At 62.5% G+C, this 16,185-nt stretch carries 13 protein-coding genes; 10 read left to right on the plus strand and 3 right to left on the minus strand.

From position 1 onward, the window contains the following. Window positions 1-2 precede the first annotated feature (2 nt). The 3 genes from tssK to tagH are packed head-to-tail and all read right to left on the minus strand — an operon-like array spanning window position 3 to window position 3,251. Window positions 3-1,337, minus strand: coding sequence for a type VI secretion system baseplate subunit TssK (gene tssK, locus FIV39_RS07290; RefSeq protein WP_090401417.1), 1,335 nt, complete (start codon window positions 1,335-1,337; stop codon window positions 3-5). An 18-nt stretch (window positions 1,338-1,355) separates the two neighbouring features. Further along, complete coding sequence (gene tssJ, locus FIV39_RS07295; protein ID WP_090401416.1) at window positions 1,356-1,865, minus strand: type VI secretion system lipoprotein TssJ; 510 nt, start codon at window positions 1,863-1,865, stop codon at window positions 1,356-1,358. Between the two features lie 51 nt (window positions 1,866-1,916). Further along, entirely contained in the window at window positions 1,917-3,251 is a 1,335-nt protein-coding gene (gene tagH, locus FIV39_RS07300) for a type VI secretion system-associated FHA domain protein TagH (RefSeq protein WP_090401415.1), read from the minus strand. 394 nt (window positions 3,252-3,645) lie between these two features. Here tagH and tssA point away from each other — a divergent pair, with 394 nt between their 5' ends. From tssA to FIV39_RS07350, 10 genes are all read left to right on the plus strand, one after another. Further along, window positions 3,646-4,665 (plus strand): type VI secretion system protein TssA, encoded by a 1,020-nt coding sequence (gene tssA / locus FIV39_RS07305; RefSeq protein WP_090401414.1) that lies wholly within the window; start codon window positions 3,646-3,648, stop codon window positions 4,663-4,665. A 54-nt stretch (window positions 4,666-4,719) separates the two neighbouring features. Continuing rightward, window positions 4,720-5,226 carry a type VI secretion system contractile sheath small subunit gene (gene tssB / locus FIV39_RS07310; RefSeq protein WP_065926732.1) on the plus strand — a complete coding sequence of 169 codons (507 nt, stop codon included), beginning with the start codon at window positions 4,720-4,722 and terminating at the stop codon, window positions 5,224-5,226. 2 nt (window positions 5,227-5,228) lie between these two features. Beyond that, window positions 5,229-6,725, plus strand: coding sequence for a type VI secretion system contractile sheath large subunit (gene tssC / locus FIV39_RS07315; RefSeq protein WP_090401413.1), 1,497 nt, complete (start codon window positions 5,229-5,231; stop codon window positions 6,723-6,725). 171 nt (window positions 6,726-6,896) lie between these two features. Beyond that, window positions 6,897-7,385: an Hcp family type VI secretion system effector gene (locus tag FIV39_RS07320; protein WP_017735732.1), complete on the plus strand. Its 489-nt coding sequence runs from the start codon at window positions 6,897-6,899 to the stop codon at window positions 7,383-7,385. A 207-nt stretch (window positions 7,386-7,592) separates the two neighbouring features. Next, window positions 7,593-8,108 (plus strand): type VI secretion system baseplate subunit TssE, encoded by a 516-nt coding sequence (tssE, locus tag FIV39_RS07325; RefSeq protein ID WP_090409834.1) that lies wholly within the window; start codon window positions 7,593-7,595, stop codon window positions 8,106-8,108. After that, entirely contained in the window at window positions 8,105-9,964 is a 1,860-nt protein-coding gene (tssF, locus tag FIV39_RS07330) for a type VI secretion system baseplate subunit TssF (protein ID WP_090401412.1), read from the plus strand. Before tssE ends, tssF begins: the two co-directional genes overlap by 4 nt. Next, window positions 9,928-10,971: a type VI secretion system baseplate subunit TssG gene (tssG, locus tag FIV39_RS07335; protein ID WP_090401411.1), complete on the plus strand. Its 1,044-nt coding sequence runs from the start codon at window positions 9,928-9,930 to the stop codon at window positions 10,969-10,971. Before tssF ends, tssG begins: the two co-directional genes overlap by 37 nt. Continuing rightward, on the plus strand, window positions 10,964-13,627 hold the full coding sequence (gene tssH, locus FIV39_RS07340; protein WP_090401410.1) for a type VI secretion system ATPase TssH: 2,664 nt from the start codon (window positions 10,964-10,966) through the stop codon (window positions 13,625-13,627). Before tssG ends, tssH begins: the two co-directional genes overlap by 8 nt. A gap of 159 nt (window positions 13,628-13,786) precedes the next feature. Then, window positions 13,787-15,727 carry a type VI secretion system Vgr family protein gene (locus tag FIV39_RS07345; protein ID WP_090401409.1) on the plus strand — a complete coding sequence of 647 codons (1,941 nt, stop codon included), beginning with the start codon at window positions 13,787-13,789 and terminating at the stop codon, window positions 15,725-15,727. A gap of 15 nt (window positions 15,728-15,742) precedes the next feature. Then, window positions 15,743-16,177, plus strand: a complete 435-nt coding sequence (locus tag FIV39_RS07350) for a DcrB-related protein (RefSeq protein WP_090401408.1) — start codon at window positions 15,743-15,745, stop codon at window positions 16,175-16,177. The last annotated feature ends 8 nt before the right edge of the window (window positions 16,178-16,185 follow it).

The raw sequence follows: 16,185 nt of genomic DNA on the forward strand, positions 1-16,185 counted from the left end.
GATTATCCTCGGATCGCCCAGAAGGCCAGGTTCAAGCCCGGGAACTGCCCGGCGATGTGGAAGGCAAAACCACCGGAATTGCTCAACTGTTGCCAGTGCTCGCTGCCCCGATCCAGCTCGTAGTAGGTCGAGCCTGCGTGGTACGGCAATTGGCGCGGCGCCACCGGCAACGGTACCAGGCCGATACCCGGCAGTTGCAGGTTGACCATGTCGCGGATGTGCTCCACCGCGCCCACCTTGCTCTGCTGGCCGAAGCGCCCGCGCAGGGTTTCGCCGGGCACGTCGGCGCGTACCACCAGAATGAAACTGGCATTGTCGAGCAGGGTCTTGTCCGCCAGCATCGCCACGTGGATGCCATAGGCTTTTTCCACAATGGGAATCGGCGTGGCCTTGCTGTCGATCAGCATCGACAGCGCCTCACGCAACGCAGCCATCACTGGAGCGAAACTCAGGGCCAGGTCGTCGTGCTGGTATTGCGGGTATTCCTGGGGGCGACGGCCAGAGGTGGAGAAAGTCGAGAACTCACCGGCCAGGCTGACCAGTTCGCTGAAGAAGCGCTCCGGGTGCAGCGGGCTCAACTGGCTGAAATGCTGGATCAGCGGCTGGGCGCGGTTGACCAGTTGCAGCAGCATGAAGTCGGCGATCTCCGACGCGCCCCCCGCACCCGAGGCAACCACGCGGCCGGCCAGGGCTTCGCCGCGCTGGTGCAACAGGCCGAGCAGTTCACTGCGAAACGCGCTCAACGGTTTGCTGGCGGCCACATCGAGGACTGGCGGGATGTAGCTGTTGTCGAGGACCAGCGCACGGTCGGCGCGCTTTTCCTTGATGCGCACCAGGCCCACGGCGGCATAGTCGCTGATGCCATCCTGGGCGGTCAGCAAGCGCAGGGCCCGGGACCCCACGGCCACCGGCGCGCGGTTTTCGAACGGGGCGTTGTCATCGCGCACTTCGCGCACCTGGCTCACGTAACGCGCGGCTTCCAGGGCTTCGCCTTCATCCACGGTGTCGCGGGCACCCGCACGTTTGAGGGGCAAGGCCAGGTAGACCAAGCCATCGCGCAGGTTGTCGTCGATGTTCAGCGGGCTGGGCGCCAGGTCATCCTGGGGGATATTGAACGGCGTACCGTCGGGCAACAGGCCGCGCGCCGAGACGATGGCCAGCTTGCCCTGGGCCAACAGGCCCTGGTCGATCAGCAACTCGGAAAACCCCCAGGCGCCGGCGGACAACGGGCGGCTGCGGGCGTCGATCAGGTTTTCCAGGTAACGGTCATGCTGCTGGAAGTGCTGCGTTCCGATGAACATGCCTTCCGACCAGACCACGCGATTGTTCCAGGACATGGGGGCTCCGATTGCTTCTTATTGGGCAGGGCTGGATGGGGTGACCACGACGTCAGCGCGCACGGCACGCACATCGAGGCTGATCTGGTATTCGGTGTATTGGCGCGCCGGCACGTTGATCACCGTGCGCCATTGCGCGCGGTCCAACTCGCGATAACCCACCAGCAAGCCGATCTGGCGCGTGGAGGGGTCGAGGTCGCGCTGGATGCTCAGTTGCTGGCCGGGTTGCACCATGACTTCGTCCTGGTCCAGCAGGTCCAGGCCGAGGGTCGATTGCGCACGGTCGGCCAGGGCGAAGTAGTCGGAACGGGCGAAGGTGGCGGCGTTCTTCAGTTCGAAAATGCGCACCCGCACCGGGGCGGCCTGGCCGTTGGCGCCGGGGTTAAGCCCGGCAATGGCGTGGAAATGCAACTCGACGGCGGCGGTGTCCGCTTCAGCCTCAGCGGCTGTTTCGGGTTTGACCGCGTCCTTGGCACACGCGGTCAGCAGCAGTGCGGTGGCGACTGCGAGTAGAAACCTGGGAATCATCCTGCGTCCTCAATGACGTACTTATCTATCCGTTAATCCATGTGTTGCGTGTCAACGACGCTGTCGTGCGCTGTGTTCTTCGTAGGCCCGGCTGAATTCGCGGCCGAACAGGTCCTGGAAATCTTCCTGGGCCTCGCGGGAAATATTGCTGTAGAGCTCGGTGAACTGCTGCCAGTACTGGGCCTGGCGCGAGCCCGCGAACAGGTTCGACAGCCCGCCGGGCTTGCCCATGCGCTCTTCCAGTTGTGCCGGTTCAAAGCGCGTGAGCAGGTGCTTGATCGCCGCTTCCACGCCGGCCATCACCGCCAGCTGGTGGGCGCGCAGGTCATCAAAACTGTCGCGCACGGCAATGTCCGGCGCCATAAACGCTTGGTTGCCGTGGCGAAGCAGCAGCAGTAATGCTTCGTCGGCATTCGGTGCGAATTTCAACGGATTGTTTTCGGCAGGCTGGATCATCGTCTGCTGCATGCGGAACTCACCCTTGAGGCTGGCGCGGGCACGCAACACGTCGATCAGGCCTTCGACCATCAGGCGATAGCTGCGGCCGATGTTTTCCATTTGCGCCTCGGCCTGGGCTTTGTCCAGTCGCAGCTGGTCCAGACCGGCACCGCGCAGGAAGGCTTGCAAGAGGTCGGGTTGTTGGCTGTCTGCCACGGGGAGCGCTGGCTCGACCACGGGTGGCGGCTGGATGATCGGTACGGGTGGCGGCGACGGGGGTGGCGGTGCACTGGCAAGGGGCGCCGGCGTGTCGCCAAACAGGTCCCAGTCTTCGGGGATCACCGAGCCCGAGGCCACGGGCGTCTCGATCACGGGCACAGCCACCGGGGTCGGCGGGCGGAAGTCGTGTTGTTCGCTGGGGACGTGGTCGGCCACAGTGGGCGGCGGCACGGCGGTGGGGCTGAGGAAGTCGAACAGGTCCGGCAGCGTGTCCATCGACGAGGCGCCCTGGAACTGCGGGGCGATCACCGGCGTTGGCGCGGGCTTGCTCACCACGGCGCCCATCAAGGCTTCAAAGCTGTTCGGCGAATCACCGGCGAAGGGCTGGCTGTCGATGGACTGCACGTTGAAGTCGATACGCGCCTGGATCTCGTAATCGCCGATGCGGATCAGCTCGCCATCTTGCAACAGCTCGCTATTACCCCTGCGCAAACGGATTCCGGCGTTAACTAATTCCACACCATTTGTACTGTTATCAGTTAAATAATAACGGCCATCTTTATATTGAATAACGCAGTGTTGCGAAGACACCAACCGCTCAGGATCAGGCAATACCCAGTCATTATCCGAGCTACGGCCGATAGCCATCGAGCCCTGGTTCATGGACTTTTCCGAGCATTGCCCGGGGGTAATCTTGTGATAACTAGTGATAGTCAAACACAGCGACATCTTGCCTCCTTGCTGATACTTCGCGCGCAGTCGACCCCAGGGACAGCGATTCCCGGGAGATCCCCATCTGGTCGTGCAATCGACCGTCCAAAACCTGCTGATGCCAGCATGATCGCTGATCTTAACTGGGCTCCATGACAAAAATCCTATGCCGGTACGTCGTTCGACCCACCAGTCGCGCAGGTTGTTAAGCACCGCACATCTGTCACAGAGGGCGAATAGCTTACCTTGACAAGGCCTAAGTACTACACCAAAAATGCACAACTTCTTGAATACCAGTGATGGCACATTAGTGGCATCTTACTTATATGACCAAGAAAACATGCAAAGTTCCTTGCGCAACTAATGCATGCATTGCCCGCTATCTAACGGGCCGATAGGGAGATCAATTTCAGTGGATGTGCCGTTGCTGCTCACCGCCGTTTCTGCGACTTCGCCCTGTGGCGAAGACATGGAATATGACGCGGATTTTCTTCAGCTGGAGCGTGATGCCAAGGGCCAACCCGAGCGCAGCATGGGCGACTCGATCCTGCCTGCCGAACCGCCGGAATGGCGCGGCATCCAGCAGCAGAGTCTCGATTTGCTGCAGCGCAGCAAAGACCTGCGCATCACCCATTTCCTGCTGCAAAGCTCCCTCGCCCTCCAGGGTGTGGCCGGGCTGGCGCAAGTCCTTACGCTGATCAACGCGCTGCTGCGCGAATACTGGGCCGAGCTGCACCCGCGCCTGGACGCCGACGACGATAACGACCCCACCGTACGGATCAACGCCCTCTCCGGCTTGACCAGCGATGCGACCATTCGTCTGCTGCGCGAAAGCATTCTCACGCGCTCGCGCACCTTCGGCCCTGTGAGCCTGCGCGCCGCGTTGAATGCCAGCGGCCTGATGAGTTTCCCCGACGAACAGCTCGGCGCCCAGCAACTCAACGCCGCGTTCCTCGACAGCGACCCCGAACAACTGCAAGCCACCCGCGACGCCTTGAGCGCTGCGCGCGCTGCCTGCGAAGCCATCGAACAGCAAGTCAGCGACCAAGTGGGCTCCGCCCAAGGCGTGGACCTCAGCCTGTTGAAGCAACCGCTCAAGCAAGCGCTGCAGGTGCTCAGCCAGTGTGTTCCGAATAGCGATACCAGCAGCGAACCCGAGGCCGTCAGTGACGACAATGCCCCCTCGGTCGACTTCGCCGCTGCCCCCGCCGCACCTCGCCCCACCGGCGACATCAGCAACCGTGATGACGTGCTGCGCAGCCTCGACAAGATCCTTGCGTACTACACCCGGCACGAGCCTTCGAGCCCGCTGCCGGTGTTGTTGAACCGGGCCAAGCATCTGGTGCACGCCGACTTCGCGGCCATCGTGCGTAACCTGATTCCCGATGGCATGTCCCAATTTGAAAACCTGCGCGGCCCGGACGGCGAGTAAGCCGCCCGACTGTGCAGTAACAACACCGTCGCTCAAGCGACCAGGAGCAGCAACGTGGCGAAGCAAAGTTCTCAGAAATTCATCGCGCGCAACCGCGCGCCTCGAGTGCAGATCGAGTACGACGTCGAGCTTTACGGCGCCGAGAAAAAGGTCCAGCTGCCCTTCGTGATGGGTGTGATGGCCGACCTTGCCGGCAAGCCTGCCGAGCCTCTTCTGCCTGTGGCCGACCGCAAATTCCTTGAAGTGGACGTCGACAACTTCGACTCGCGCCTCAAGGCCATGCAGCCGCGCGTGGCGTTCCACGTCCCCAACGAGTTGACCGGCGAAGGCAACCTGAGCCTGGACATCACCTTCGAAAGCATGGACGACTTCAGCCCGGCCGCCGTGGCCCGCAAGGTCGACTCGCTCAAGCAACTGCTCGAAGCCCGCACCCAACTGGCCAACCTGCTGACCTACATGGACGGCAAGACTGGCGCTGAAGAAATCATCATGAAGGCAATCAAGGATCCGGCACTGCTTCAGGCACTTGCCAGCGCGCCTAAGCCTGCAGGGGACCAGTAATCATGACTGACAATACCGCCCGCGAAGGCGCCCAGAGCCTGGGTGCAACCGAGGAAACCAGCGAATTCGCATCCTTGTTGATGCAGGAATTCAAGCCCAAGACCGAGCGTGCCCGCGAAGCCGTGGAAACCGCCGTGCGCACCTTGGCCGAACAGGCCCTGGCGCAAACCGACCTGGTGTCCAACGATGCGATCAAGTCGATCGAATCGATCATCGCCGCCATCGACGCCAAGCTCACCGCCCAGGTCAACCAGATCATCCACCACCAGGATTTCCAGCAGCTGGAAAGCGCCTGGCGTGGCCTGCACTACCTGGTCAATAACACCGAGAGCGATGAGCAGCTGAAGATTCGCGTGCTCAACATCTCCAAGCCGGACCTGCACAAGACCCTCAAGAAATTCAAGGGCACCGCGTGGGACCAGAGCCCGATCTTCAAGAAGATGTACGAAGAAGAATACGGCCAGTTCGGCGGCGAACCTTACGGCTGCCTGGTCGGCGACTACTACTTCGACCAGTCGCCACCGGACGTGGAACTGCTGGGCGAGTTGTCGAAAGTCTGCGCCGCCATGCACGCCCCGTTCATCGCTGCGGCGTCGCCGACCGTGATGGGCATGGGCTCGTGGCAGGAACTGTCGAACCCGCGCGACCTGACCAAGATCTTCACCACCCCGGAATACGCCGGCTGGCGCTCGCTGCGTGAATCGGAAGACTCGCGCTACATCGGCCTGACCATGCCGCGCTTCCTGGCGCGCCTGCCGTATGGCGCCAAGACTGACCCGGTGGAAGCCTTCGCCTTCGAAGAAAACACCGACGGCGCCGACAGCTCCAAGTACACCTGGGCCAACGCGGCCTATGCGATGGCGGTGAACATCAACCGTTCGTTCAAGCACTACGGCTGGTGCTCGCGCATCCGTGGCGTGGAGTCTGGCGGTGAAGTGGAAAACCTGCCGGCCCACACGTTCCCTACCGATGACGGTGGCGTGGACATGAAGTGCCCGACCGAAATCGCCATCAGCGACCGCCGTGAAGCGGAGCTGGCGAAGAACGGTTTCATGCCGCTGCTGCACAAGAAAAACACCGACTTCGCCGCGTTCATCGGCGCCCAGTCGTTGCAGAAACCGGCCGAATACGACGACCCGGACGCCACCGCCAACGCCAACCTGGCCGCGCGCCTGCCGTACCTGTTCGCCACCTGCCGTTTCGCTCACTACTTGAAGTGCATCGTGCGCGACAAGATCGGTTCCTTCAAAGAGAAGGACGAGATGCAGCGCTGGTTGCAGGACTGGATCCTCAACTACGTCGACGGTGACCCGGCGCACTCCACCGAGACCACCAAGGCCCAGCACCCGTTGGCCGCCGCCGAAGTGATCGTGGAAGACGTCGAGGGCAACCCGGGGTACTACAACTCCAAGTTCTACCTGCGCCCGCACTACCAGCTCGAAGGGCTGACCGTATCGCTGCGCCTGGTATCGAAGCTGCCTTCGGCGAAAAGCGCCTAACCCACGGATGAGCTGGCTCTTCTGTGGGAGGGGGCTTGCCCCCGATAGCATCACTGGGGTGTGACTGACACACCGAGGTGCCTGCATCGGGGGCAAGCCCCCTCCCACACAAAAGCACTGCCCATTTGGAGTCACTCAAATTCAGTGGCAAGAGCCACACAGGGAGAAAACATGGCTGTTGATATTTTCATCAAGATCGGCGACATCAAGGGCGAGTCCATGGACAAGGCCCACAAGGACGAAATCGACGTGCTGAACTGGAGCTGGGGCATGGCCCAGTCCGGCAACATGCACGTTGGCGGTGGCGGTGGCGCGGGCAAGGTGAATATCCAGGACCTGTCGCTGACCAAGTACGTCGACAAGGCCTCGCCGAACCTGATGATGCACTGCGCCAGCGGCAAGCACATCGACAAGGTCAAGCTGACCGTGCGCAAGGCCGGTGGTGAAAGCCAGGTCGAGTACATGGTGATCAACCTGGAAGAAGTGCTGGTAACGTCCCTGAGCACCGGCGGTTCAGGCAGCGATGACCGCCTGACTGAAAACGTCACCCTGAACTTCGCCCAAGTGATGGTCGACTACCAGCCGCAGAAAGCCGACGGCACCAAAGACGGCGGCGCGATCAAGTTTGGCTGGAACATCCGTTCCAACACCAAGCGCTGATACGCCTACCTCGCTCCGCTGTAGCAGCTGCCGAGCGAAGCGAGGCTGCGTTCGAGGACGAAGTCCTCGCACACCAGGCACTGAGGTTTACCTGATGAAACTCAGTGCCTGCTCTACGACTGCTTCGCAGTCGGACGCAGCCTCGCTTCGCTCGGCAGCTGCTACGGCGGGTCTTTCATTTTCGATATTGTCCGTGGAGCTGCTTTGGTGGTAACTGAAATCGCTTCCCGCGACCGCCTGCAACCGTCCCTGCTGGACCGGTTGACCGACGACGACCCAACCAATCCCAAGGAAAGCGCCGATAAACGCGTGCTGTCCCTGACCCAATTGAAAGCCTCGGTGCTGCGCGACCTGGCGTGGCTGCTCAATACCACGTCGTTGCTCGATGCCGATGCCACGCTGCACACACAGGCAGGCACCTCGGTGGTCAATTACGGCCTGCCGGCGCTGGCGGGCAACAGCGTTTCCAGCGTCGACATCAAGGCCCTGGAAGCCCTGATCTACCAGGCGATTGCCACCTTTGAACCGCGCATCCTGCGCCATACCCTGCGCGTCAAAGCCCGCGTCGGCCATGGCGAGATGAATCACAACGCGCTGAGTTTCGAGATCGAAGGCGACCTGTGGGCGCAGCCGGTGCCCTTGCGCCTGTTGCTGCAAACCGACCTCGACCTGGAATCCGGCCATGTGCGCGTGGTGAATGCCGACCAGCGGAGGCGCTCATGAACCCGCGCCTGCTGGAGCTGTACAACCAGGAACTGCACCACGTGCGCGAAAGCGCGGCGGAGTTCGCCAAGGAATACCCGAAGATCGCCAGTCGGCTGACCCTGTCCGGTATGGACTGCGCCGACCCGTACGTCGAACGCTTGCTTGAGGGCTTTGCCTACCTCACCGCCCGCGTACAGCTCAAACTCGACGCCGAGTACCCGACCTTCACCCACAACCTGCTGGAAATCGCTTACCCGCACTACCTGGCGCCGACGCCGTCGATGACCGTGGTGCAATTGCAGACCGACCCCGATGAAGGCTCCCTGGCCAGCGGCTTCCCGCTGCCGCGCGACACCGTGTTGCGTGCCGCATTGGGCCGCGAAACCCAGACCTGCTGCGAGTACCGCACCGCGCACCCGGTGACATTGTGGCCGTTGCAGGTCAGCAGCGCCGAGTACTTCGGCAACCCCGCCGCCGTGCTCGGGCGCCTCGCCGCCAGTGAGCCGAAAGCCAAGGCCGGCTTGCGCCTGACTCTGCGCACCGGCGCCGAATTGCCGTTCAACCGCCTCGATCTGGACAACCTGCCGCTGTACCTCAGTGGCGCCGATGAGCAGCCGTTCCGCCTTTACGAACAACTGCTGGGCAACGCCTGTGCGGTGTTTGCACGCAAGCCCGGTGGCGATTGGGTCGAGCGCCTGCCCCAGGACGCGCTGCGCTCGCGGGGTTTCGACGACGCCGATGCGGCCATGCCGGTCGTCGCGCGTGCGTTCCAGGGCTATCGCCTGTTGCAGGAATACTTCGCCCTGCCCCACCGCTTCCTGTTCGTCGAATTCGCCGAGCTGAGCCGAGCGGTCAAACGTTGCGACGGCCAGGAGCTGGAACTGATCGTGCTGTTCGACCGTCACGAGCCGAGCCTGGAAGGCAGCGTCGGCGCAGCGCAGTTTTTGCCGTTCTGCACCCCGGCGATCAACCTGTTCCCGAAACGCGTGGACCGCATCCACTTGTCCGACCGGGTCAACGAACACCACGTGATCGCCGACCGCACACGGCCGATGGATTTCGAGATTCATTCGTTGAGCGGCATCACCGGCCACGGCACCGGGCCAGAGCAGCCATTTTTACCGTTCTATGCGGTACGCGATCCATCGCGTTATGGCCGCGACCAGGCTTACTACACCGTGCGCCGCGAACCACGGGTGTTGTCCAGCGACCAGCGCCGCAACGGCCCGCGCTCCACCTATGTGGGCAGCGAAACCTTTGTCAGCCTGGTCGACAGCCGCCAGGCGCCGTACCGGCACGACCTGCGCCAACTCGGCGTGACCGCGCTGTGCACCAACCGCGACCTGCCATTGTTCATGAGCGTGGGCAATGGCAAGACCGACTTCACCCTGGCCGACAGCGCGCCGGTGTTATCCGTGCGTTGCGTCGCCGGGCCAAGCCGTCCACGCGCCAGCCATGCCCATGACGCCAAGGCCTGGCGCCTGATCAGCCAGTTGTCGCTCAACTATTTGTCCCTGAGCGAACAAGGCCAGGGCGCGGCGGCGTTGCGCGAACTGTTGCGCCTGTACGGCGACAGTAACGACGCGGCGCTGCAATTGCAGATCGAAGGCTTGCGCGACGTCAGCAGCAAGGCCGTCACACGGCGCCTGCCTATGCCCGGCCCGATTGTGTTTGGTCGCGGCCTGGAAATTACCTTGGAGTTCGATGAAAACGCGTTTCGCGGCACCGGCGTGTTCCTGCTCGGTGCGGTGCTGGAACGCTTCCTGGCACGCTACGTGTCGATCAACAGTTTTACCGAGACGGTGATCCGTACCACCGAACGCGGCGAGATCATGCGATGGAAAGCCAAGCCCGGGCGTCGTCCGACCCTGTGAGTACGTTGGATGCGATGCATCTGGAGCCCTGGGAATACGATTTCTTCCAGGCGTTGCGGCGTATCGAGTGCGAATCGCCCGAGCTGCCGCGCCTGGGCCATTCCCTGCGCCTGGCGGATGACCCGTTGCGCCTCGGGCAACAGGCCGATTGCACCTTCGCCCCGGCCACCCTGGCCTCGGTCGATCCCGGTGGCGACGGCAAACCCGCACGGCTGGAACAGTTCTTCTTCGGTCTCGGCGGCCCCAACGGACCGTTGCCGCTGCATATCACCGAGTACGTACGCGAGCGCCAGCGCAACAACGCCGACAGCACCAGCAAGCAGTTCCTGGACGTGTTCCACCACCGTTTGCTGAGCCTGTTTTACCGGGCCTGGGCCGAGGCACGGCCGACGGTCAGCCACGACCGTCCGGACGATGACTACTGGTCTGCACGCCTCGCCGCCTTGAGTGGCCGGGGCATGCCGAGCCTGCTTAACCAAGGATTGATCCCCGACACGGCGAAGCTGCATTACAGCGGCCACCTGTCGGCACAAACCCGCTACCCGGACGGTTTGAAGGCCATTCTCGGCGAGTATTTCGGCCTGCCGGTGGAGATCGAAGAATACGTCGGCCAATGGCTGGAACTGCCCGAGCGCAGCCGCGTGGGCGTGAGCGCCAACCAGCTGGGGGTGGACTTCTGCCTGGGCAGCCACGTGTGGGACCGCCAGCATAAATTCCGTATCCGCCTGGGCCCGCTCAAGCTGGACGACTACATGGGCATGCTGCCCGGCAGCCAACCATTCAACGAGCTGGTGGCGTGGGTGGCCGAGTACCTGGGCCATGAATTGGACTGGGACTTGAACCTGGTTCTGCAACAACCCGAAGTACCCGCGCTGCAACTCAACGGCCAGTTCCGCCTGGGCTTCAACACCTGGCTCGGCAAGCCCGAGCATGACGCCAACGACCTAATCCTGGCCCGGCATTACGCCGATCAAGCCACCACCTCAAGGAATCCAGAGCATGGGTGAAATCAGTCGCGCCGCACTGTTCGGCAAACTCAACAGCGTGGCCTACAAGGCCATCGAAGCCGCCACCGTGTTCTGCAAGCTGCGGGGCAACCCGTACGTGGAACTGGCTCACTGGTTCCACCAGTTGCTGCAACTGCAGGACTCGGACCTGCACCGCATCATCCGCCAGTTCAACGTCGAGCCGGCGCGCCTGGCCCGTGACCTCACCGAAGCCCTGGACCGCCTGCCGCGTGGCTCGACGTCGATCACCGACCTGTCGTCCCACGTGGAAGAAGCCGTGGAACGCGGCTGGGTGTACGGCAGCCTGATGTTCGGCGAAAGCCAGGTGCGCACCGGCTACCTGGTGCTGGGCATCCTCAAGACGCCGAGCCTGCGCCATGCGTTGCTGGGGTTGTCGTCGGAGTTCGACAAGATCAAGGCCGAGGCCCTGAGCGAGCGTTTTGACGAATACGTCGGCGACTCGCCGGAAAATGCCCTGACTGCCAGCGATGGTTTCAATGCCGGCGCGGTGCCAGGCGAGGCCAGCGGTGCCATGGCGCCGAGTGCGATGGGCAAGCAGGAAGCGCTCAAGCGCTTCACTGTCGACCTGACCGAACAAGCGCGCAGCGGCAAGCTCGACCCGATCGTGGGCCGCGACGAAGAGATTCGCCAACTGGTGGACATCCTCATGCGCCGCCGCCAGAACAACCCGATCCTCACCGGTGAAGCCGGCGTCGGCAAGACCGCCGTGGTCGAAGGTTTTGCCCTGCGCATCGTCGCCGGTGACGTGCCGCCGGCACTCAAGGATGTGGAACTGCGCAGCCTCGATGTGGGCCTGCTGCAAGCCGGCGCGAGCATGAAAGGCGAGTTCGAACAGCGTCTGCGCCAGGTCATCGAAGACGTCCAGGCCTCGCCCAAGCCGATCATTCTGTTTATCGACGAAGCCCACACCCTTGTGGGTGCCGGTGGCGCTGCCGGTACTGGTGATGCGGCCAACCTGCTCAAGCCCGCCCTGGCCCGTGGCACCCTGCGTACCGTGGCCGCGACTACGTGGGCCGAGTACAAAAAACACATCGAGAAAGACCCGGCCCTGACCCGCCGCTTCCAGGTGGTCCAGGTTGCCGAGCCGTCGGAAGACAAAGCACTGCTGATGATGCGCGGCGTGGCCTCGACCATGGAGAAACACCACCAGGTGCAGATCCTCGACGAAGCCCTGGAAGCGTCGGTGAAGTTGTCCCATCGCTATATCCCGGCGCGCCAGTTGCCGGATAAATCCGTGAGCCTGCTGGACACCGCCTGCGCCCGCGTCGCCATCAGCCTGCACGCGGTGCCGGCGGAGGTGGACGACAGCCGCCGCCGCATCGAAGCCCTGGAAACCGAGCTGCAAATCATCGCCCGCGAGCATGCCATCGGCATTGCGATTGGCGCGCGCCAGAGCAACAGCGAAACCTTGCTGGCCGCAGAACGTGAGCGTCTGGCGACCCTGGAAAGCCGCTGGGCCGAAGAGAAAACCCTGGTGGATGAGCTGCTCGCTACCCGCGCAACCCTGCGCGAAAAGGCCGGGGTTGTGGACAGTGGCAACGATGAACTGCGTGCAAAACTGGTCGACCTGCAACAGCGCCTCACCGCGCTGCAAGGCGAAACCCCGCTGATCCTGCCGACCGTGGATTACCAGGCCGTGGCCTCGGTGGTCGCCGACTGGACCGGTATCCCGGTGGGCCGCATGGCCCGCAACGAACTGGAAACCGTGCTCAATCTCGACCAGCACCTGAAGAAACGCATCATCGGCCAGGACCACGCCCTGCAGATGATCGCCAAGCGCATCCAGACCTCCCGCGCCGGCCTCGACAACCCGAGCAAGCCGATTGGTGTGTTCATGCTGGCCGGCACCTCGGGGGTGGGCAAGACCGAAACCGCCCTGGCCCTGGCCGAAGCCATGTACGGCGGTGAGCAGAACGTGATCACCATCAACATGAGCGAGTTCCAGGAAGCCCACACGGTGTCCACCCTCAAGGGCGCACCACCGGGCTATATCGGCTACGGCGAAGGCGGCGTGCTGACCGAAGCGGTGCGGCGCAAACCCTACAGCGTGGTACTGCTGGACGAGGTGGAAAAAGCCCACCCGGACGTGCATGAAATCTTCTTCCAGGTGTTCGACAAGGGCGTGATGGAAGACGGCGAAGGCCGGGTGATCGACTTCAAGAACACCTTGATCCTGCTGACCACCAACGCCGGTACCGAGCTGATTTCCCGGGTCTGCAAAGACCCGGCGAATATCCCTGAACCGGAAGAAATCGCCAAGGCCCTGCGCCAGCCGCTGCTGGAAATCTTCCCACCAGCCTTGCTCGGCCGCCTGGTGACGATCCCCTACTACCCGCTGAGCGACGAGATGCTCAAGGCGATCACCCGCCTGCAACTCAACCGCATCAAGAAGCGCGTGGAGAATACGCACAAGGTCGCCTTCGACTACGACGACGCGGTGGTCGACCTGATCGTCTCGCGCTGCACCGAAACCGAAAGCGGCGGGCGCATGATCGACACCATCCTCACCAACAGCCTGCTGCCGGACATGAGCCGTGAATTCCTCACGCGCATGCTCGAAGGCAAGGCATTGGCGGGTGTGCGCATCAGCAGCCGGGATAACGAGCTGCATTACGACTTCAGCGACGCCGAATAACGACTGTTGGAATGCAATGCAAATGTGGGAGGGGGCTTGCCCCCGATGGCGGTGAATCAGTCGCCTGATACATCAACTGACACACTGCTATTGGGGGCAAGCCCCCTCCCATATTTGAACTCAGTTTCTTCAGTTATTTAGTCATTTTCGAGACGCCCGATGCTATTCAACCAAGCCTCACGCCTGGCCAAGATCACCAGCCCCCTCGGGCCGGATGTGCTGCTGCTCAATGAAATGGGCGGCGGCGAAGAGCTGGGCCGCCTGTTCAACTATGAGCTGCAACTGACGTCCCTGGACGCCAACATCGACCTCAACCAGTTGCTGGGCAAGCCGATGAGCGTGAGCCTGCAACTGGCGGACGGTGGCGAGCGGCATTTCCACGGCATCGTCGCGCGGTGCAGCCAGAACATCGACCAGGGCCAGTTCGCCAGTTACCAAGTGACGCTTCGCCCTTGGCTGTGGCTGCTCACCCGAACGTCCGATTGCCGGATTTTCCAGAACCTGAGCATCCCGCAGATCATCAAGCAGGTCTTTCGCGACCTGGGCTTCTCCGACTTCGAAGACGCCCTGAGCCGGCCGTATCGCGAGTGGGAATACTGCGTGCAGTACCGCGAGACCAGCTTCGATTTCGTCAGCCGCCTGATGGAACAGGAAGGTATTTACTACTTCTTCCGCCACGAACAGGACCGCCATGTGCTGGTGCTGGCCGACGCCTATGGCGCCCACACCACGGTACCGGGCTATGCGTCGATCCCGTATTACCCCAAGGACGAGCAGCAGCGCGAACGCGACCACATGCACAACTGGCAGCTGGCGCAGGAGGTTCAACCGGGTTCGCTGGAGCTCAACGACTACGACTTCCAGCGCCCCAGCGCGAGCATCGACGTGCGCTCGGCCATGCCGCGCCCGCACACCGCCGGCGACTACCCGCTGTACGACTACCCTGGCACCTACGTGCAAAGCGCCGACGGTGAGCACTACGCGCGCACCCGCATCGAAGCCCTGCAAACCCTGCATGAACAGATCGAGTTCAGCGGCAACGCCCGCGGCCTCGGCTCCGGCCACCTGTTCAGCCTCACCGGCTTCAGCCGCCAGGACCAGAACCGCGAATACCTGATCGTCGGCTGCCGCTACTACATCGTCCAGGAAAGCCTGGAAAGCGGTGGTGGCTCAGGCTCGGCGCAGTTCGAAAGCAGCCTGACCTGCATCGACGCCCAGCAAAGCTTCCGCCCCTTGGCGAGCACCTATCGCCCCATCGTCAAAGGCCCGCAGACCGCGCTGGTGGTCGGCCCCAAAGGCGAGGAAATCTGGACCGACCAGTACGGCCGCGTGAAGGTGCACTTCTACTGGGACCGCCACGACCAATCCAACGAAAACAGTTCGTGCTGGATTCGTGTATCGCAATCCTGGGCCGGCAAGAACTGGGGCTCGATGCAGATTCCACGGATTGGCCAGGAAGTGATCGTGAGCTTTCTTGAAGGTGATCCGGACCGCCCGATCATTACCGGGCGGGTGTACAACGCCGAGCAGACGGTGCCGTACGACCTGCCGGAAAACGCGACCCAGAGCGGCATGAAGAGTCGCTCGAGCAAGGGCGGCACGCCGGCCAACTTCAATGAAATCCGCATGGAGGACAAGAAGGGGCTGGAGCAGTTGTATATCCACGCCGAGCGTAACCAGGACATTGTGGTGGAGGTGGATGAGAGCCATTCGGTGGGGCATGACCGGAATAAGAGCATCGGCCACAACGAAACGGTGACCATCGGCAACAACCGCCTGCGCATCGTCAAGCAGGAAGACATCCTCTCGGTGGGCCAGAGAAAGACCGACAGCATCAGCCAGAGCTACGTCATCGAAGTGGGCGAAAATCTGCGCCTGGTCTGCGGCGAAAGCATCCTGGAGCTCAACGCCAGCGGACAGATCAACCTCACCGGCGTGCAAATCAGCTTCTACGCCAGCGGCGATGCCGAGTTCAACACCGGCGGCGTGCTGCACCTGAACAACGGCGGCGGCCCCGGAGCCACGCCCGACGGCCAAGGCCAGAAAGGCGCTATCGACGCCAATATCAAGGCCGCGTTCCCCGCACCTAAAAGCTCCTGACGAGACCTGTTTGCCATGACGTACCGAATCAACGAATTCCAGTTCCAACTGCCGGCGAGCGAGCTGCAGGACGCGACGATCAATATCCTCAAATTCCCTGAGCTGGGCACATCCCTGATCGTCAGCCGCAGCCTGCTGGCCGACGGCGAAACCTTGCACAGCAACTTCAACGACCAACTCCAGCGCCTGGAAAAACAGGTGCAGGACTTGCGCTACCAACCGGGTGTCGATGTGCGCTTGGGCGCCGCGCAAGAGGTGGAAGGCATCGAGCTGCGCAGCCAGTTCAACAAGGGCAATGACAAGGTGTTCCAGTACCAGTTGGCTTTGGTGATACCGGGCACACGCAAGATGCTCGCCTTGAGTTATGTGAAGGCAGAGAAGCTTGGGGATGCCGAGGCAGCGCATTGGGCGCTGATTAAAAACTCGCTGTCGTTTGACGCTATTTCCTGATGAGTTGC

This window comes from Pseudomonas grimontii, from assembly GCF_007858185.1.
Taxonomy (GTDB): domain Bacteria; phylum Pseudomonadota; class Gammaproteobacteria; order Pseudomonadales; family Pseudomonadaceae; genus Aquipseudomonas; species Aquipseudomonas grimontii.

Excerpts from the sequence above, each read along its gene's own strand:
- tssK (WP_090401417.1), bottom strand. The coding sequence starts at position 1,337 with ATGTCCTGGAACAATCGCGTGGTCTGGTCGGAAGGCATGTTCATCGGA.
- tssJ (WP_090401416.1), bottom strand. The coding sequence starts at position 1,865 with ATGATTCCCAGGTTTCTACTCGCAGTCGCCACCGCACTGCTGCTGACC.
- tagH (WP_090401415.1), bottom strand. The coding sequence starts at position 3,251 with ATGTCGCTGTGTTTGACTATCACTAGTTATCACAAGATTACCCCCGGG.
- tssC (WP_090401413.1), top strand. The coding sequence starts at position 5,229 with ATGACTGACAATACCGCCCGCGAAGGCGCCCAGAGCCTGGGTGCAACC.
- FIV39_RS07320 (WP_017735732.1), top strand. The coding sequence starts at position 6,897 with ATGGCTGTTGATATTTTCATCAAGATCGGCGACATCAAGGGCGAGTCC.
- tssF (WP_090401412.1), top strand. The coding sequence starts at position 8,105 with ATGAACCCGCGCCTGCTGGAGCTGTACAACCAGGAACTGCACCACGTG.
- tssG (WP_090401411.1), top strand. The coding sequence starts at position 9,928 with ATGGAAAGCCAAGCCCGGGCGTCGTCCGACCCTGTGAGTACGTTGGAT.
- tssH (WP_090401410.1), top strand. The coding sequence starts at position 10,964 with ATGGGTGAAATCAGTCGCGCCGCACTGTTCGGCAAACTCAACAGCGTG.
- FIV39_RS07345 (WP_090401409.1), top strand. The coding sequence starts at position 13,787 with ATGCTATTCAACCAAGCCTCACGCCTGGCCAAGATCACCAGCCCCCTC.
- FIV39_RS07350 (WP_090401408.1), top strand. The coding sequence starts at position 15,743 with ATGACGTACCGAATCAACGAATTCCAGTTCCAACTGCCGGCGAGCGAG.